The sequence below is a fragment of the Ideonella sp. BN130291 genome, from assembly GCF_036231905.1.
Taxonomy (GTDB): domain Bacteria; phylum Pseudomonadota; class Gammaproteobacteria; order Burkholderiales; family Burkholderiaceae_C; genus CAMLIZ01.
The window spans coordinates 373,102-391,250 of record NZ_JAZARE010000002.1 but is presented as its reverse complement, the minus strand read 5'-3'; the positions used below and the strand labels follow the sequence as shown (position 1 = coordinate 391,250).

Annotated in this window: 16 protein-coding genes; 8 read left to right on the top strand and 8 right to left on the bottom strand. The window is 70.1% G+C overall.

Translation table 11 applies throughout. The features are described from left to right. Positions 1-32: 32 nt before the first annotated feature. The 4 genes from VPH43_RS05150 (at position 33) to VPH43_RS05135 (ending at position 2,979) form a co-directional block, all read left to right on the top strand. A complete protein-coding gene (locus VPH43_RS05150; RefSeq protein WP_328576582.1) occupies positions 33-1,658 on the top strand; it encodes an AMP-binding protein in 1,626 nt (541 codons plus the stop codon). Further along, on the top strand, positions 1,655-2,071 hold the full coding sequence (locus tag VPH43_RS05145; RefSeq protein WP_328576581.1) for an acyl-CoA thioesterase: 417 nt from the start codon (positions 1,655-1,657) through the stop codon (positions 2,069-2,071). The genes VPH43_RS05150 and VPH43_RS05145 overlap by 4 nt, the downstream gene beginning before the upstream one ends. Then, positions 2,068-2,472, top strand: a complete 405-nt coding sequence (locus tag VPH43_RS05140; protein ID WP_328576580.1) for a RidA family protein — start codon at positions 2,068-2,070, stop codon at positions 2,470-2,472. Before VPH43_RS05145 ends, VPH43_RS05140 begins: the two co-directional genes overlap by 4 nt. Before the next feature lie 72 nt (positions 2,473-2,544). Further along, on the top strand, positions 2,545-2,979 hold the full coding sequence (locus tag VPH43_RS05135) for a VOC family protein (protein ID WP_328576579.1): 435 nt from the start codon (positions 2,545-2,547) through the stop codon (positions 2,977-2,979). Positions 2,980-3,008: 29 nt separating this feature from the next. Here VPH43_RS05135 and VPH43_RS05130 read toward each other — a convergent pair whose 3' ends face one another. Both VPH43_RS05130 and VPH43_RS05125 read right to left on the bottom strand, forming a co-directional pair. Then, positions 3,009-4,196, bottom strand: a complete 1,188-nt coding sequence (locus VPH43_RS05130) for an LVIVD repeat-containing protein (protein WP_328576578.1) — start codon at positions 4,194-4,196, stop codon at positions 3,009-3,011. Between the two features lies 1 nt (position 4,197). After that, entirely contained in the window at positions 4,198-4,866 is a 669-nt protein-coding gene (locus VPH43_RS05125; RefSeq protein WP_328576577.1) for a DUF4197 domain-containing protein, read from the bottom strand. 164 nt (positions 4,867-5,030) lie between these two features. Here VPH43_RS05125 and VPH43_RS05120 point away from each other — a divergent pair, with 164 nt between their 5' ends. Further along, complete coding sequence (locus VPH43_RS05120) at positions 5,031-6,320, top strand: amidohydrolase family protein (RefSeq protein WP_328576576.1); 1,290 nt, start codon at positions 5,031-5,033, stop codon at positions 6,318-6,320. Between the two features lie 12 nt (positions 6,321-6,332). Here VPH43_RS05120 and VPH43_RS05115 read toward each other — a convergent pair whose 3' ends face one another. Genes VPH43_RS05115 through VPH43_RS05095 form a run of 5 tightly spaced genes read right to left on the bottom strand, consistent with a single transcriptional unit; the run spans position 6,333 to position 12,182 of the window. Beyond that, positions 6,333-7,763, bottom strand: a complete 1,431-nt coding sequence (locus tag VPH43_RS05115) for a serine/threonine protein kinase (RefSeq protein WP_328576575.1) — start codon at positions 7,761-7,763, stop codon at positions 6,333-6,335. Further along, entirely contained in the window at positions 7,753-8,496 is a 744-nt protein-coding gene (locus VPH43_RS05110) for a metallophosphoesterase family protein (RefSeq protein WP_328576574.1), read from the bottom strand. The genes VPH43_RS05115 and VPH43_RS05110 overlap by 11 nt, the downstream gene beginning before the upstream one ends. A gap of 16 nt (positions 8,497-8,512) precedes the next feature. After that, entirely contained in the window at positions 8,513-10,051 is a 1,539-nt protein-coding gene (locus tag VPH43_RS05105; RefSeq protein WP_328576573.1) for an alkaline phosphatase, read from the bottom strand. Between the two features lie 8 nt (positions 10,052-10,059). Beyond that, positions 10,060-10,992 carry an ornithine carbamoyltransferase gene (argF, locus tag VPH43_RS05100; RefSeq protein WP_328576572.1) on the bottom strand — a complete coding sequence of 311 codons (933 nt, stop codon included), beginning with the start codon at positions 10,990-10,992 and terminating at the stop codon, positions 10,060-10,062. Then, a complete protein-coding gene (locus VPH43_RS05095; RefSeq protein ID WP_328576571.1) occupies positions 10,989-12,182 on the bottom strand; it encodes an aspartate aminotransferase family protein in 1,194 nt (397 codons plus the stop codon). The genes argF and VPH43_RS05095 overlap by 4 nt, the downstream gene beginning before the upstream one ends. An 85-nt stretch (positions 12,183-12,267) precedes the next feature. Between VPH43_RS05095 and VPH43_RS05090 the strand changes: the two genes are divergently transcribed. Both VPH43_RS05090 and VPH43_RS05085 read left to right on the top strand, forming a co-directional pair. After that, complete coding sequence (locus VPH43_RS05090; RefSeq protein WP_328576841.1) at positions 12,268-12,618, top strand: DUF3579 domain-containing protein; 351 nt, start codon at positions 12,268-12,270, stop codon at positions 12,616-12,618. Between the two features lie 91 nt (positions 12,619-12,709). Continuing rightward, complete coding sequence (locus VPH43_RS05085) at positions 12,710-16,003, top strand: EAL domain-containing protein (RefSeq protein ID WP_328576570.1); 3,294 nt, start codon at positions 12,710-12,712, stop codon at positions 16,001-16,003. Positions 16,004-16,124: 121 nt separating this feature from the next. Here VPH43_RS05085 and rpsT read toward each other — a convergent pair whose 3' ends face one another. Continuing rightward, positions 16,125-16,430: a 30S ribosomal protein S20 gene (rpsT, locus tag VPH43_RS05080; protein ID WP_328576569.1), complete on the bottom strand. Its 306-nt coding sequence runs from the start codon at positions 16,428-16,430 to the stop codon at positions 16,125-16,127. A gap of 145 nt (positions 16,431-16,575) precedes the next feature. On the opposite strand from rpsT, the gene murJ reads away from it, so the two are divergent. Continuing rightward, entirely contained in the window at positions 16,576-18,141 is a 1,566-nt protein-coding gene (gene murJ / locus VPH43_RS05075) for a murein biosynthesis integral membrane protein MurJ (protein WP_328576568.1), read from the top strand. The last annotated feature ends 8 nt before the right edge of the window (positions 18,142-18,149 follow it).

Here is an 18,149-nt window from a genome sequence, read left to right as displayed (position 1 = left end):
TGCAACGATGCTCCGACCCGGAGGCTTGGGCCATGACGCGCAGCGCGCACCTCGACACGTTTGCGAGTGACCATCTGCCGCCGCGCGAGCTGTGGCCGCAGCTGCTGTTCGAGCTGCCCGAGCTGCAGTTCCCTGAGCGGATCAACTGCGCCGATGCCCTGCTGGACCGCTGGGTGCGCGAGGGCCAGGGCGAGCGTCTGTGCCTGCAGGGCGCCGGTGTGCGCTGGACTTATGCGCAGCTGCAGGCCCAGGCCAACCGCATCGCCCATGTGCTGGTGCAGGACATGGGCCTGGTGCCCGGCAACCGTGTGCTGCTGCGCGGTGCCAATTCGCCCATGCTGGCGGCCTGCTGGTTTGCGGTGATGAAGGCGGGTGGCATCGCGGTGGGCAGCATGCCGCTGCTGCGTGCACGCGAGCTCGCCGCGATCATCGACAAGGCGCAGATCAGCCACGCACTGTGCGACGCCCGGCTGGTGGACGAGCTGCAGACCGCGCGTGCCGGCTGCCCGGTGCTGGCGCAGATGGCGCTGTTCAATGGCCCCGGCGGGGAAGGCCTGGAGGCGCAGGCCGCCAACAAGCCGGCAGCGTTCACCAACGTGGACACTGCCGCCGACGACACCTGCCTGATCGCCTTCACCTCCGGCACCACCGGCGTGCCCAAGGGCACCATGCATTTCCACCGCGACGTGATGTCAGCGTGCGCCTGCTGGCCGCCGCATGTGCTGCGTGCCACGCCCGACGACGTGTTCATCGGCAGCCCGCCGCTGGCGTTCACCTTCGGGCTCGGTGGGCTGTTGCTGTTTCCGCTGTCCATCGGTGCGAGCAGCGTGCTGATCGAAAAAGCCACGCCCGAACAGCTGCTGCCCGCCATTGCCCAGTACAAGGCCACGGTGTGTTTCACCTCGCCCACCGCCTACCGGGCGATGGCGGCCGCCGCGCCGCAGCATGACCTGAGCTCGCTGCGCAAATGCGTGTCGGCCGGCGAGGCGCTGCCCGCGGCCACCCGCGCGCTGTGGAAGCAGGCCAGCGGCATCGAGATGATCGACGGCATCGGCTCCACCGAGATGCTGCACATCTTCATTTCGGCCGACGAGCAGCGCGCCAAGCCGGGGGCCACCGGCTTCCCGGTGCCGGGCTACCAGGCCTGCGTGCTGGACGACGAAGGCCGGCCGTTGCCACCCGGCCAAGTGGGCCGCCTGGCCGTGAAGGGCCCCACCGGCTGCCGCTACCTGGCCGACGAGCGCCAGCGCGCCTATGTGCACAACGGCTGGAACCTCACCGGCGATGCCTACCTGGTGGATGCGGACGGCCAGTTCGTCTACCAGGCGCGCACCGACGACATGATCATCTCCGGCGGCTACAACATCGCCGGCCCGGAAGTGGAAGGTGCATTGCTGCTGCACCCGGCGGTGGCCGAATGCGGCGTGGTCGGTGCGCCGGATGAAGAGCGCGGCCAGATCGTCAAGGCCTTCGTGGTGCTCAAGCCCGGGCATGAGGCTGATGACGCCATGGTGCGCACCTTGCAGGCCTTCGTGAAGCAGACCATCGCGCCCTACAAGTACCCGCGCGCCATCGAGTTCCGCGCCAGCCTGCCGCGCACCGAGACCGGCAAGCTGCAGCGCTTCAGGCTGCGGCAGGAAGCGGCGGCTCCCCAATGAACTTCGAACGAGAGGAGACGGTGCGTTTCGGCCACTGCGACCCGGCCGGCATCGTCTTCTATCCGCAGTACTTCGTGATGCTGAACACCCTGGTGGAGGACTGGTTCGACCGCGGCCTGAAGATCCCGTATGCACAGCTGGTGCTGCAGCGGCGCCTCGGCCTGCCCACCGTGCGGCTGGAGGTGCAGTTCACCGCGGTCAGCCGCCTGGGTGATGTGCTGCGCCAGGTGCTGCGGGTCACCCACCTGGGCCGCACCTCCATGCACCTGGAGTCGGCCTTCCATGGCGGCGACGAGCTGCGCCTGCGTGTGAAACATGTGCTGGTGTGCACCTCGCTGGAGGACCACCGCCCCCGCCCCCTGCCGGACGACGTGAGGAATGCCGTGCCGGCCTACCTGGAGACATCACGATGAGTGCCCATCGCGTTCTGCAACCGGCCGGCTGGGTGCCGCCGCGCGGTTACGCCAACGGCGTGGCCGCACGCGGCACCACGGTGTTCGTGGCTGGGCAGATCGGCTGGAACGCCGAGTGCCGCTTCGACAGCGACGACTTCGCGGTGCAGGCGCGCCAGGCGCTGGCCAATGTGTGCGCGGTGCTGGCCGAAGCCGGCGCGCGGCCGGAGCACATCGTGCGCATGACCTGGTACGTGACGGACAAGCGCGACTACCTGGCCAGCGGCAAGGCGCTGGGCGCGGCCTTCCGCGAGCTGGTGGGCCACTACGCGATCGCCATGAGCGCGGTGGAGGTGAAGGCGCTGATCGAGGACCGGGCCAAGGTGGAGATCGAGGCCACCGCCGTGATCCCTGACGCCTGAGGTTGCCGTTTTCTACAAGACGGCGGGTCGCCCGGCGCGTAGCCTGGAGGCTTCATCACCAGGGAGCGCCCCATGATCCACGAGGTATTTGCCTACCTGTCGGTGCACGACACCCAGGCCGCCATTGAGTTCTACGAGAGAGCGTTTGGCGCGGAAGAGATCTTCCGGCTCACGGAGCCCAGCGGGCGCATCGGCCATGCCGAGATGAAGCTCGGGCCGGCGGTGCTGATGCTGGCTGACGAATACCCGGAATACGGCATCGTCGGGCCCAGGACGCTGGGCGGCAACGGCAGCCGCGTGCACCTGCATGTGGGCGACGCGGACGCGATGGCGGCGCGCGCCGTGGAGGCCGGCGCCACGCTGGTGATGGCACCGCAGGACCAGTTCTACGGCGAGCGCAGCGCCCGGGTGCGCGACCCCTTCGGCCACGAGTGGTTGATCGGGCACGAGATCGAGAAGCTCACGCCCCAGGAGATGCAGAAGCGCTACGACGCGCTGTTCAAGTAACGCCGCGCCTGGCCCGCATCGGCCGTGCGTCAGTTCGTGATGCGGATCAGGTTGAATCCGGTGCTCATGTCGCTGCAGGCCACCAGCGGCTCGCCGGGGAATTTGTAGACGCCCCAGCAGCCGCCCAGCCCCGGGCCCTGCAGTGCATTGGTGTCCAGGTGCGCCACCAGCTGGGGTGCCGACGGGTTGCCGAGGTCGTACACCGCCAGGCCTTCGGTGTAGTGGCTGAAGTAGGCGCGCTGGCCCTCGATGATCACGTTGTGCGGCGTGCCGCTGCCCACCTTCAGCGTCGCCAGCTGCGTGGGTGTGGCACCCACCTGCTGCCACACGCGCGCCGGCAGGCCGTTGGGGATCTCTTCCGTCGTGATGACCAGGCTGCCGTCCGCGCTGGGCCACAGGCTGTGCGCAAACCCGCCCACCGACCAGCGCGACACCAGCACCGGGGCCCTGGGGTCACGCACGTCCCAGCGCGAGAAGGTGGAGGCGTTGCCTTCGGCCACGTAGACGAAGTCGCCCGCGGCGGTCATGTCGTGCACGCTGCGGTGCTGGTTGAAGGTGGTGAGGTAGGCCGGGTTCTCCGGGTCGGTGGCGATGTCGTAGATCTCCACCGAGCCGGTGTTGGCATCCCCCACCGGATGCTCTTCCCCGCTGTGCAGCGCCGTCGCGCGGCCGCTGCCGGCCGCGCTGGGCGCCCCCAGGTTGGTCACGCGCTGCAGGTACAGCAGGCCGCGGGTGGTGTCGACGTCCACCGTGTGCGCGGCCAGCTGCCCGTCACGCGGCACCACGCTGCGCACGTAGCGCACGCTGTCGGGCAGGCCGGCCAGGTCCAGGATCATGATGCCGCCGCGGACGTTGGTGTGCTCGGAGACGATGTAGGCGTGGGATCCGTACACCCGCATCTCGCGCCAGTACACACCGGCCGTGTGCGTGTCGTCCGGGCCCTGCACCTCGTCCACCACCCGCGGCTGGGCCGGGTTGCGCAGGTCCAGCACCAGCACCCCGCGGGCGGTGCCCATGAGCGCATAGCGTGAGCCGTCGGGTGCCACGTAGCCCCAGGTGCCGGAGACACCGCTGGCGGGCACCCGGCTCACCAGCTCGGCGCCCATGTCGGGGGCGGCTGGCGGCGGCGCAGGCGGTGCATCGCTGCCGCCGCCGCCACAGGCGGCCAGCAGCGTGGTGAGCAGCAGCGGCATGAGGGATGAGCGCAGTGCCGGCATGTCAGCCTCCGAACACGCGCCGCAGGATCGCGCTGCCGGTGCCCACCGGATCCTGGCGGATCAGGCGCTCCTGCTCGCCGATCACCTGGTACAGCCCGTCCAGCGCCCGGCCGGTGACGTAGCGCGGCAGGTCCGCGTCCTCCGCCTTCATCAGCCCGAAGGCCGCCGCCTTGCCGGCCACCGCGTTGTATTTCTCCGCCAGTGCCACGCGGTGCGTGGCCCGGGTGACGATGGGCAGGAAACGCTCCCCCAGCGGCTCGCGTGTCTTGCCGGCAAAGAACTGGGTGGCCGCATCGTCGCCGCCACTCACGATGCGCAGGCCGTCTTCCACGCTCATGCTGCGCACGGCATCGATCAGCAGGGCCTTGGCCTGCGGCACGGCGGCCTCGGCCGCCCGGTTCATGGCCACCACGAGTTCATCGACACGGTGCTGCTGGCCCAGCGCCTGCAGCAGCTTGGCCGCGTCCTTCAAGGGGCCGGGCAGCGGTATGCGCACCTTGGGGTTGGCGAGGAAGCCGTCGTTGCGGCCCAGCTGCGCCACCGCGGCGGCCGCGCCGCGCTGCAGCGCGACGCGGATGGCGCTGGCCGCATCCGTTTCGCTGGCGGCACGCGCCTGCCAAGGGGTGGCGGCCGTGACCAACACGCTGATGACCCAGTGACGCCGTTGCATGACGAGCTCCGCAAAAGATGGCTCAGCATAGCGTGCGCTGCGCGGCAGAAACGCCGCGCTTGTGGCCACCGTGGTATTGGCTGCCGATACCGTGCGGCGCGGCCTTGGGCCACCCGGCGTGAAGTGCTGGCAACGCCGCCTCGCGGCGGCGAGCATCGCGGCCCATGAACCTGCCCACCCGCTCTCTCACGCAGCCACTCGGCGGTGCTCACGGCGACACATCGCCTGGATGGAACGAACGCCGGCGCTTCCTCGCCAGCGGCCTGTGCTGCGGCGTCGCCACCGCGCTGGGTGTCTTCAGCCTGCCGCAGGCCTTCGGCTTTGCGCCGGCGCGCTGGCCCGCCGACGTGCAGGCCCTGTGGCAGCAGGCCTGGGCCGGCGTGCGGCCCGAGCAGGTGCTGGACGTGCATGTGCACCTGCTGGGCCACACCGCGCATGCGCCCGACGACGATGCCGGTGCCTGGATCCATCCGCGCACGCTCAGCCCGCTGGCACTGGGCGACTGGGTGCGCCGCACGGCGATCGAACACGCCAGCGGCGTGGCCGGCCGGCGCGCCGAACTGTCGGCGGTGTACCTGCAGCGCCTGGCCGCGCTGTGGGCCGAGTTCCCGCCCGGCGCCAAGCCGCTGCTGCTGGCGTTCGATGCCGCGGTGGCAGCCGATGGGCGGGTCGATGCCGAGCACACGATGTTCCGCACCGGCAACGCCTACGCCGGCGCGGCGGCGCGCCAGCACGGCTGGGGCTGGATCGCGTCGGTGCACCCAAACCGGCCGGATGCGATCGACCGGTTGCAGGCCGCCCATGCGCAGGGCGCCCGCGCGGTGAAGTGGCTGCCCTCGGCCATGGGCATCGATCCGTCGCTGCCGCGCCATCGCCGCTTTTATGCCGAGCTGGCGCGCCTGAAGCTGCCGCTGCTCAGCCACGCTGGCGAGGAGAAGGCTGTGACCGGCGCCAACGCCCACGAGGCGCTGAACCCGCTGCTGCTGCGCCCAGCGCTGGGCGAGGGCGTGCGGGTGATCCTGGCGCATTGCGCCAGCCTCGGCCAGGCGCGCGACCTGGACCATCCGCATCAAGCGCTGGTGCCGGCCTTCGAGCTCTTCGCGCGCCTGATGGACGACCCGTCGCTGGGGGCGCGGGTGCACGGCGACATCTCGGCCATCACCCAGGTGAACCGTTCGCCCGGGGTGCTGCGCACGTTGCTGCAGCGGCGCGACTGGCATGGCCGCCTGCTCTTCGGTTCCGACTATCCACTGCCGGCGCTTGCGTGGTTGACCTCGGTGCCGCGCCTGGCCCGCGCAGGGCTGCTGGACGCGCAGGACGTTTCGGCGCTGGAGCGCTTGCAGGCGCTGAACCCGCTGGCCTTCGACTTCGCGCTCAAGCGCCGGCTGCAGTGGCAGGGCGAGGGCTTTGCGCCTGCGGTGTTCGAGACCGCCAGGCACCTGGGCGGCGCATGAAGCGCGCCGGCTTCAACCCGCTGCGCGCACCACCGTGACGGTGCAGCCGCTTTGCGCCACCACCTGGGAAGAGACGCTGCCCAGGTAGCGCCGCAGCGCCGAGCTGCCGCGCGCGCCCATCACGATGTGGTCCACCTCGTTGCGCTGCGCAAAGTCGATCAGCGCGGCGGCCGCGTCGGGCGCTTCCAGCACATGGAAGGTGAGGCGGCCTTCGTCCAGCCCATGCGCCATGGCGATCGGCCGGGCCCAGTGCTTCAGGCCGATCAGCTGCTTCAGGTGCAGGCTCTGGCCGTGCGCGTCGGTGAGCTGGTCCATGCCGATGCGCGCAGTGCGCATCACACCCACGCAGGCCAGGCGCGCGCCCGGCTGGGTGCCCACCAGGCGCTGCACCGTCTCGCGCAACTGGTCCAGCAAGGCGGCTTCGGCGTTGAGGTCCACCGCGGCCAGCACGATGGGGCTGCGCTGCACCTGCGCGGCGGTGCTGTCGACGCCTTGGGGCTCGCTGCCGAGCGCGGCGAACCAGCGTCGCATCGCCTTCCAGCGGCCGCCGCCTTGCAGGCGCTCGGCGCGCCGGGTGAGCGGCATCTGCTCAGGGTTGTGCAGGTCGAGCGCGAGCTGCGCCGCGGTCTGGTAGCGCAGCTCGGGTTTCACTTCCAGGCAGCGCAGGATCACCTCCTGCAGCCAGGGCGGGCAGTCCGGCCGCAGCGCACGCGGCGGCGTGGGCTCCGCGTACAGCCGCTTGCGCAGGCCGGCCACGCTGGTGGGGTGGCCGAAGGGCCGCTGCCCGGTGGTGAAGTGGTAGAGCATGACGCCCAGCGCAAACAGGTCGCTGCGCGGATCGTTGCGCACGAACTGCACCTGCTCCGGCGACATGTAGGGCGCGGTGCCCATGGGCAGGCTGAACTCCTCGTCCAGCAGGTCGGGCAGGTGGTCGTGGCGCGACAGGCCGAAGTCGATGAGCACCGCTTCGCCGCTGGGCCGCAGCAGGACGTTGCTCGGCTTCACGTCCAGGTGCACCACATGCTGGCGGTGCAGCTCGTGCAGCGCCTGGGCCACCTTGGCGCCCAGTGCGGCCACTTCGGCCACCGGCAGCGGCGCGGCGTCCAGGCGCGGGCGCAGCGAGGGGCCGGCGATGTGTTCCATCACGATGTAGGGCTGGCGGATGAAGTCGCCCTTGGCCACGAAGGCCGGCACATGTGGGCCCTTGAGCATCGGCATGATCATCTGCTCGACCTCGAAGCCGACGATGGTGGCCGGATCGTCGCCGCCCTTGATGCGCGGCACCTTCATGATCAGCGGGAAGCGCGCGTCACCGTCATCGCGCCGCACACGCCACAGGTTGGCCATGCCGCCCTGGTGCAGGTGCTCCTCCAGCACGAAGCCGTCGACCACCTGCCCGGCCTCCAGCGGGGCCGGCGGCGCTGCGGCGGTTTCACTGTCCATTGACCAGCCGGTCGGCGAACGACGTGGGCAGTCCCGCGGCGCGGATCTTGTCGGCCGCGGCGTCGTGGTCGTAGGGCACACGATGGAAGGTGAGCTGCGCCTGGGCCAGGTCCATGGTGGCGTAGCAGGCGGCTGGGTTGCCGTCACGCGGCTGGCCGGCCGAGCCGGGCAGCACCAGCCACTGCCGGTGCGGCGGCACGGGGATGTCCACCTCCGGCGTGGGCCGGAACTCGCCGGTCTTGCCGGTGGACGACAGGTGGTACAGGCAGGGCTCGTGCACGTGGCCGCAGAAGGTGTAGCGGCTGGCGGTGCACAGCAGGCTGCGCGCCGCGTCGTGCCGGCCGACGATGTAGCCCCATTCCATGGGCGCGTAGGCGTTGGCGTGCACGTAGAGCCGGTCGTCCTCGGTCACCGCATAGGGACGCGCGGCCAGGAAGGCCACCTGCTCGTCGCCCAGCTGCGCACGCGTCCACTCGATCGCCTGGCGCGGCTCCAGGCGCATCGAGGGCGTGGGCCCGCGCACCACCGCCGCGTCGTGGTTGCCCAGCACCGCGGCCGAGCCCTGGGCCACGAACTCGCGCACCCGGTCCACGACCCAGCCGGGGTCGGCGCCGTAGCCCACGTAGTCGCCCAGGAAGGCATAGCGCTGCACCCCCAGGCCCTCGGCATGCGCCAGCACCGCGCTGAGCGCCTCCCGGTTGGCATGGATGTCGGTGATCAGCGCGAGCTTCATGGGGCGCTGCCGGGCCCTAGAACCCGAAGGCGTTGCGCATGACGTGGAAGATCCAGTTCTCTTCCATGCTGCCTCGCACCAGGTGGGCACGCGGGCCGCGGGCCCAGATGGCGACGTCCTCGCCGCCGTGGGTTTCGCTTTCCATCGGGATGGCCGCCTCCTGGTGGAAGTCGAGCTCGGTCGTGTCCACCGCGCTCAGGTCCGTGCGCGGCCCTTCGCGATGGCCGGGGCCGTTCTGGTAGCCCAGGGTGGTGTAGGGCAGGCCTTTCTGGTCCTTGGCCGGCGCCGTGGGGTTGCCGTCCACCTCGGGCACGTCCTTCACCACGCCAAGGATGTTGTTGCCGCGGTGCGGATAGCCGGCGATGGTGAACACATGGCTGTGGTCCGCGGTCACGATAATCAGCGTGTCGCTCTCTCGCGTGAGCTCCATCGCGCGGCGCACCGCGTTGCTCAGCTCGATGGTGTCCAGCAGCGCGCGTTTGGCATTGCCGCCGTGGTGGCCGTGGTCGATGCGGCCGGCTTCCACTTCGAGGAAGAAGCCCTGCCGCTGCCGGCTCAGCAGGCGAATCGCCTTGTCGGTCATCTCGGTGAGCGAGGGCTCGCCCGCTTGGTCCTGCGCACGGTCGGCTTCGTAGCGCATGTGCGAGGGCTCGAACAGGCCGAGCAGGTGCTCGGTGCCGGCCAGGTCGATCGCATCGAACTGCGCCTTGTTCCACACGTACTGGGCGCCGTTGCCGCGGCTGCTCAGCCACTCGGCGGTAAGGTTGCGGCCGTCGGTGCGGCCGCCCTTGACCGGGCCGTATTCGGGGTCGTCCACGGTGGCGGCGTCAGGCTGGCGCGGCAGGAACGCCGAGCGCCCGCCGCCCAGGGCGACCTTCAGGCTCTTGCGCACCGCCGGCGACACCTCGATCAGCTGGCGCGCGATGTCCTTCACGCCGCAACCGGCGGGCTGGTGGGTGTCGGCTTCCCAGTCGCGCGCCGGCACGTGCGCGTAGGCGCCGGCCGGGGTGGCGTGCGTGAGCCGCGCGGTGGTCACCACGCCGGTGGCCTTGCCGTGTTCGGCCGCCAGCTCCAGCATCGTCTCCACCGAATGCGCCGCGACGTTCGCCGCATCGCAATCGTTGCGCGGTGTGAGGTGGTCCACGCCCAGCATGCCCTCGCGGGTCTTGTAGCCGGTCATGATGGCGCTGATGGTGGGCGCCGAATCGGAGGTCTGCTGGTCCCAGGAATAGGTCTTGGACAGCGCGCTGTACGGAAAGGTCTCGAAGGACAGCCGGTTCTCCTCGCCCGGCTGCCCACGCAGCTGGCCCTCGAGGATGCGCGCAGCCGTCTGCGTGCTCACGCCCATGCCGTCGCCGACAAAGAGGATGACGTTCTTCGCGCGCCCGGTGATCGGCTTGACCGCTTTCGATTCGCGGATGAAGCGCTGGCCGGCGTCGTACCAGTCCTGCACTTTTTCAGGGCCGCGCACGGCGGGCTCGGCGGCAGCTGTGGTGAACGACAGGATGCACAGCACGGCCGCCGCGCCGGCGACCACAGGGGTGTTCTTCTTCATGTGCAATGTCAGCCGATGCGCCCGAGCAGCAGGTATTCCATCAGGGCCTTCTGCACATGCATGCGGTTCTCGGCCTCCTCCCACACCACCGACTGCGGGCCGTCGATCACCTCGGCCTGCACCTCCTCGCCGCGGTGCGCGGGCAGGCAGTGCATGAACAGCGCATCGGGCTGGGCCACGGCCATCATGTCGGTGTCCACGCACCAGTCGGCAAAGGCCTTCATGCGCACCGCGTTCTCGGCTTCGTAGCCCATGCTGGTCCACACGTCGGTGGTCACCAGGTGGGCGCCGCGGCAAGCGTCCATCGGGTCGGCGAAGGTCTTGTAGCAGCCGGTGTCGCGGATGCCCGCCACCTTGGCATCCACTTCGTAGCCCCCGGGCGTGCTCACATGCACCGTGAAGCCCAGGATCTCCGCCGCCTGCAGCCAGGTGTTGGCCATGTTGTTGCCGTCGCCCACCCAGGCCACCGTCTTGCCGGCGATGCTGCCGCGCTGCTCGATGAAGGTGAAGATGTCGGCCAGGATCTGGCAGGGATGGAACTCGTTGGTCAGGCCGTTGATCACCGGCACGCGCGAGTGCGCCGCGAAGGTGTCGATCTTGGCCTGCTCGAAGGTGCGGATCATCACGATGTCGACCATGCGGCTGATCACGCGGGCCGAATCCTCCACCGGCTCGGCGCGGCCGAGCTGGCTGTCGCCGGTGGTCAGGTGCACCACCGAGCCGCCCATCTGGTACATGCCGGCCTCGAAGCTCACGCGGGTGCGGGTGCTGGCTTTCTCGAAGATCATTGCCAGCGTCCGGTCCACCAGCGGCTGGTACTTCTCGTAGTTCTTGAAGCGCTTCTTGATGATCGCGGTGCGCTCGAACAGGTAGGCGTACTCCTCGGCACGCAGGTCCTTGAACTGCAGGTAGTGCTTCATCAGGCTGTGGCCGGGCTTCATGCCGCGGGCGAGGACAGGAACTCTTTCACCAGCGGCGCGAGGATGGCCACGAGCTGGTCGGCTTCTTCGCGCGTGAGGATCAGCGAAGGCACCAGGCGGATCACCTTGTCGGCCGTCACGCTGATCAGCAGGCCCGCCTCGCAGGCGCGGCCCAGCAGCTCACCGCAGGGGCGGGCGAGTTCGATGCCGATCATCAGGCCCTGGCCACGCACTTCCACCACGCCGGGCAGGCCCTTGAACTCGCGCTCCAGCGCGGCCTTGAGGTGGGCGCCCACCGCGGCGGCGTTCTCCAGCAGCCGCTCCTCTTCCATGATGCGCAGCGTTTCCACGCCGGCGCGCATGGCCAGCGGGTTGCCGCCGAAGGTGGTGCCGTGGTTGCCCGGGCCCAGCACGTTGGCCGCACGCGGCCCGCAGACGATAGCGCCCACCGGCACGCCGGAGCCCAAGCCCTTGGCCAGCGGCATCACGTCGGGCTGGATGCCGGCCCATTGGTGCGCAAACCACTTGCCGGTGCGGCCGATGCCGCACTGCACCTCGTCGAGCATCAGCAGCCAGTCGCGTTCGTCGCACAGCTTGCGCAGTGCACGCAGGTAGTCCAGCTGCGTGGGGTTGATGCCACCTTCGCCCTGGATCACTTCGAGGAAGACCGCGACCACGTTGGGGCGGGTGCGTGCGGCTTCCTCGATCGCGGCCAGGTCGTTCAGCGGCACGCGCACGAAGCCTTCGACCAGCGGGCCGAAACCGGCCTGCACCTTCGGGTTGCCGGTGGCCGACAGCGTGGCGATGGAGCGGCCGTGGAAGGCCTTTTCGTAGACGATGATCTCGGGCCGGTCGATACCCTTGTCATGGCCGAACTTGCGGGCGATCTTGAGTGCGCCTTCGTTGGCCTCCAGGCCGCTGTTGCAGAAGAATACGTTGGTCAGCCTTGACAGCTCGCACAGCTTCGCCGCGAGCTGCTCCTGCAGCGGCACGTGGTAGTAGTTGGAGCTGTGGATCAGCTTGCTCACCTGGTCCTGCAACGCGGGCACCAGCTTGGGGTGCGCGTGGCCCAGCGTGTTGACCGCGATGCCACCCAGGCCGTCGAGGTACTTCCTGCCGTCGGTGTCCCAGAGCCAGCAGCCTCGGCCGTGCGACAAAGCGATCGGCAGGCGGCCGTAGGTCTTCATCACATGCGGTTCGGGGGCGTTCATCGAGGCAGCTCCAGAGGAAAAAAGTCATTCTACGGGCGTGCTGCGCCGCAACACATCCGCGGCACAATACGGGGTTGCCCTCGCATTGACTGCCGCCAGCGTGTCGACCGAACCGAAACCGCGCCAAATCTTCATCCAGGGAATCACCAAGGATGGGCGCACCTTCCGTCCCAGCGACTGGGCCGAGCGGCTGGCCGGTGCGATGTCCAGCTTTCGCCCTGAAGGCGTGGTGCAGGGCAGGGCGGCCTACATCGGCTATTCGCCCTACTGCGTGCCGCGAGTCATCAATGGCGTGAAGTGCGTGATCGTCAACGAGGCGCTGAAAAGCGTGGAGCCCATGGCCTGGGACTTCGTGATGAACTTCGCGCGCGACAACGATCTGCAGGTTGCCGAGGCCTGCCTGGTGCCGGACACACCCGCCTCCCCGCCGGCCTGAGCGCCTGGGGAAGGGCGCCCACGGCGCGCCGGGGTGCTCAAGTTGGCGCCGTGGCGGCCGATACCCGAAGGTGCCACCGCCTGCACCCTCCATGACCTTCGACGGTGATCGACTGCCAAGCCGCGCACCCGATGGGCTGCGCATGGCCGCCGTGCTGCCCTGGCTGGCGGTCGGCGTTTCGTTCGCCCTGGGGGTGGCTGGGCTGCTGGCCCTTGGCCTGGACCTGGACCTGGTGTATGGCCAGCCCTGGCTGGTGGCCTTGCCGGCGTGGGCCTGCGCGGCCCTGGTGCTGGGCGCGCTGGGCATCGCGGCCCGGTGGGGAGCGTTGCGGCGCCCTACGCCGATGGATTCCCGGCACAGCGAGCGCCAGATCCTCCTGGCTTCCATCGTCTTCGTCGGGCTGGCGGCGGCCGGCGCTGCCGTGGTCGGGTTTGCAGCCCAGCAGCGCACCCGCCTGGAAGCGACCAACGCCGCCCTCAGCGCGGCGATCGACGCACGCACCCGGCTGCTCGACGAAGTGCTTGAAGCGGGCTCGCGCCGCGCCTTGCATGCGTCGCAACGCATGCCGCCGCTGCCGCCCCCGAGCCAGGCGGCCAACCATGCGGCGACGCAGGCAGCCAAGGTGCAGATCGCCCTGTTCGCACGCAGCCTGGTGGACACCGGCTACGCCGGCGTCGTGGTCACCACCGCTGACGGCTCGCCCATCGTCTCGGTGGGTGACGTGGCCGCCGCACGCGGGCTGCAGGCGCGGCTGGCACACGGCGTTCACAGCCAGCTTCTGTGGGACGACGGCCTGGTGCTGCGCCAGCAGGTGCAGGCCGGGGATGCCGACGGCACGGTCCGCAGGGTGCAGCTCGACCAGCGGCTGGACGCCCTGTGGCGTGACTTTTTCACCGCGACGGGTTTTGGCACCACCGGCGAGGTGCGGCTGTGCGTGCGCGCCGATGCCGGCCTGCGCTGCATCGCCGGGCCCCCTGAGCGGACGCCGGTCGAGATGCCAGCCGCCGGCGCGGCCAACGCACCCATGCTGAGTGCGCTGGCCGGCAGCCACGGCGTCGCGCGCTTCAACATAAACCGCGGTACCCCGACGCTGGCCGCCTACGGCCCGCTCGGTCCGGATGTGGGCGTGGTCGTGCAGCAGGCAGCGGTGGAGGCCTTTGCGCCGGCCCGGCGCACCCTGGCCTGGTCGCTGCCCCTGCTGGGGCTGCTGGTGCTGGCGGCCGTGTTTGGCGTGTGGGCGCAGGTGAAGCCGCTGGCGGCCCGGCTGGGCGCGGCGCAGCGTGAGGCCGCACGCAACGAGACCCAGATCCGCTCGGTGATGGACAGTGTGGCCGAAGGCATCCTCACCATCAGCGAGGACTGGGTCATCACGAGCGCCAACCGGGCCGCCTGCGAGATGTTCGGCTACAGCGCCCAGGAGATGGTGGGCCGCGACATCGTGGACCTGGTGCCCGAGCGCCTGCGCGGCGCGCACCGCGCGGCCATCGAGCTCTATCGCCAGACCGGCGACAGCAAGGTGGTGGGCCAGCGCTGCGTGGAGCTGGCCGCCCGCGCCAAGAACGGCAGGGAGTTCCAGGTGGAGTTCACCATCGGCGTGATGGCGCTGGACGCCGAGGCGGTGTTCACCGGCGTGGTGCGCGACATCACCGCCCGCAAACAAGCCGAACGGCGCTTGTTCGCCGAGAAGGAGCTGCTGCGTGTGACGCTGGGCGCCATCGGCGACGGCGTGATCGCGGTGGATCGCAGCGCCCGGGTCACCTATCTGAACCGGGTGGCCGAAGCCATGACCGGCTGGCAGGGCGACGAGGCGGTGGGCCGGCCGGTGCAGGACGTGCTGCGCCTGTGCGACAGCACCAGCCGCGCCCGCACCCAGGACCCGGTGGAGCAGGTGCTGCGTTCCGGCCAGGCCACCAGCCGCGAGCAGGACGTGCTGCTGGTGTCGCGCGACGGCGCCGAGCGGCCCCTGGAGGACGCCGCCGCGCCCATCTTCGACGACCATGGCCAGGTGGCCGGTGCAGTGGTGGTGCTGCACGACGTGACACGGGCGCGCAAGCTGGCGGCCGAGCTGTCCCACCAGGCCACCCACGATCCGCTGACCGGGCTGCTCAACCGGTCGGCTTTCGAGCAGCGGCTGGACACCGTATTGCAATCGCCCGGCGGCAGCGGCCAGACGCACGGCCTGCTGTTCCTCGACCTGGACCAGTTCAAGGTGGTCAACGACACCTGTGGCCACGCGGCCGGCGACCTGCTGCTGCGGCAGCTCGCGCAGCTGCTGCGTGGTGCCCTGCGGCGCGGCGACACCATCGCCCGCCTGGGTGGGGATGAATTCGCCGTGCTGCTGAACGACTGCCCGGCCTCGGCCGCGGCGCAGGTGGCGGAGAACCTGCGCCAGCAGGTTCAGGACTTCGCCTTCAGCTGGGAGGCGCGCCACTTCCACGTGGGCGCCAGCATCGGCCTGGTGTCGTTCGTGCCCGGTGAGTTCGATCGTGCCGGCGTGCTGCGCGCGGCCGATTCTGCCTGCTACGTGGCCAAGGAAAAGGGCCGCAACCGCGTGCATGCCTTCCATGCCAACGACGTGGACCTGCAGCGCCGCGCCGGCGAGATGGACTGGGTGAGCCGGCTGCAGCAGGCGCTGGCGGAGGACCGCTTCGTGCTGTACGCACAGCCCATCGTCGGCCTGGATGCCTTGCCGGGTGCCACGCCGCGCTTCGAGATCCTGCTGCGGCTGCTGGACGAGCAGGGCCGCATGGTGCCGCCGATGGCCTTCATCCCGGCTGCCGAGCGCTACGGCCTGATGGGCGACATCGACCGCTGGGTCATCCGCCATGCGCTGGCCGAGCACCGCCGCCACCGCGCGGCCGTCGGCTGCCCGGTGCACTACAGCATCAACCTCTCGGGCTCCTCGCTGTCCGACGACACCCTGGGTGCCTACGTGCAGGCCGAGCTGCTGACGAACGACACGCCGCGCGGGGAGATCTGCTTCGAGGTGACGGAGACCGCGGCAGTGGCGAACCTCGAGGTGGCCGTGGACCTGCTGGGCGCGCTGCGGGCGCAGGGCTGCCAGGTGGCGCTGGACGACTTTGGCGCCGGCATGTCGTCCTTCAACTACCTCAAGCGCCTGCCGCTGGACTACCTGAAGATCGACGGCGGGCTGGTGCGGCGCATCGGCGACGACCTGACGCACCGGGCGATGGTGGAGGCCATCCACAAGATCGGCCACCTGATGGCGCTGAAAACGGTGGCCGAGTTCGTGGAGGACCAACGCATCCTGGACGAGCTGCGCTCGGTGGGCGTGGACTTCGTGCAGGGTTATGCCATCGCCAAGCCGGGGCCGCTGTGCGACGCCTTCAGCGCCCGTGCCGTGGACCCCGTGGCGGCTGGCTGAAGCAGCCGCACAAAACAAAGCCGCCGAAGCGGCACCACAAACAAAAAAGCCCGCCGAAGCGGCACCACAAACAAAAAGCCCGCCGAAGCGGGCTTTGCTGCTCACACCTGGACGGTGTTCTTCAGGCGGCGGGCGCGGCCAGCGCCTTGATCTTCGCCGACAGGCGGCTCTTGTGGCGAGCGGCCTTGTTCTTGTGGAAGATGCCCTTGTCGGCCACCGAGTCGATCACGGCCTGGGCGGTCTTGAAGAGGTCAGCGGCCTTGGCCTTGTCGCCGGAGACAACGGCCTTTTGCACGTTCTTGATGACCGTGCGGAATTTGGAACGCAGCGCGGTGTTCGCGGCGTTGAGCTTCACGTCCTGGCGGGCGCGCTTGCGGCCGGATGCCAGGCGGACGGTCTTCTTCTTGGCTTTGGAAGAGGTGGCCATGCTTGAGTTCGGTGTCCAGGTGGTGAGCCGGCGAGTATAGCATCCTTGGGCGGCGGCGGACAAGCCGCGCGCCTGGCCAGCCGGGCGGGCCCAGGGGCCTTCCTATAATCGCCCGCCCTGTTGCCAGGCCGCCCGGCCTTCCCCGATGAACCTGCTGAAGGCCGCCTCCACCGTCTCGCTGCTCACGCTGGCTTCTCGCGTCACCGGGCTGATCCGGGAAATGCTGGTCGCCGCCACCTTCGGCGCCACCGCCACCACCGACGCCTTCAACGTCGCCTTCCGCCTGCCCAACCTGCTGCGCCGGCTGTTCGCCGAAGGGGCGTTTTCGCAGGCTTTCGTGCCGCTGCTGGCGGCCAGCCGGGAGCGCCAGGGCGATGAAGCCACCCGCCGGCTGATAGACGCCGTGGCCACGGTGCTGCTGTGGGCCCTCATTGCCACCAGCGTGCTGGGTGTGCTCGGCGCGCCCATCCTGGTGTGGCTGATCGCCGAGGGCCTGCGCGATGGGGGCAGCTTCGACCAGGCGGTGGTGATGACCCGCATCATGTTTCCCTACATCGGCTTCATGTCGATGGTGGCGCTGTCGGCGGGCATCCTGAACACCTGGAAGCGCTTCGCGGTGCCAGCGGCCACGCCGGTGCTGATGAACCTGTGCTTCATCGGCGCGGCGCTGTGGCTGGTGCCGCAGTTCAAGGCCTGGGGCATCGAGCCGATCTACGCCCTGGCCGTGGGCGTGATGGCTGGCGGCGTGCTGCAGCTGGCCGTGCAGCTTCCCGCCCTGCGGCGCATCGGCGCCTGGCCGCGCCTGGGGTTCACCCCGGGCCGTATCCGCGAGGCCTGGCGGCACGACGGCGTGCACCGCATCCTGCGCCAGATGGCGCCCGCGCTGGTGGGCGTGTCGGTGGCCCAGGTGTCGCTGCTGATCAACACCCAGATCGCCTCGCATGTGGCGGTGGGTGGGGTGTCGTGGCTGACCTATGCCGACCGGCTGATGGAGTTCCCGACCGCGCTGCTCGGCGTGGCGCTGGGCGTGGTGCTGACGCCGCAGCTGTCGGCCGCGCAGGCCCGCAACGACAGCGTGGGCTATTCCGGCCTGCTGGACTGGGGCCTGCGCCTGGTGCTGCTGCTCGCGCTGCCCTGCGCAGTGGCGCTGCTGGTGTTTGCGCAGCCGCTGGTGGCGGTGCTCTACCACCGCGGCGCCTTCGACGTGGAGGCATTGCAGCGCACCACCACGGCGGTGATGGGCTACGGCGTGGGGCTGATCGGCCTGGTCGGCGTGAAGATCGTGGCGCCCGGCTTCTATGCCCGCCAGGACATCCGCACGCCGGTGAAGGTGGCGGTGGTCGTGCTGTGCCTCACCCAGCTGATGAACCTGTTGTTCGTGCCGTGGCTGGGCGTGGCCGGGCTGGCGCTGTCCATCGGCCTGGGCGCGGTGATCAATGCCGTCTGGTTGCTGATCGGCCTGCGCCGGCTCGGCAGCTACACGCCCCTGCCGGGTTGGTGGGGCTTCCTGCTGCGCGTGGGGCTGGCCTGCGCCTGCATGGGGGCCGGCCTGTGGGCGGCGGGCCACTACCTGGACTGGGTCGCACTGGGCCAGCACCAATGGCTGCGGGCCGGCTGGATGGCCGGGGTGCTGGGTGCCGCGGCGCTGCTGTACTTCGGCGTGCTCGTGGCGCTGGGGCTGCGTCCGCGCGACTTCATGCGCCGCAGCTGACTGCCTAA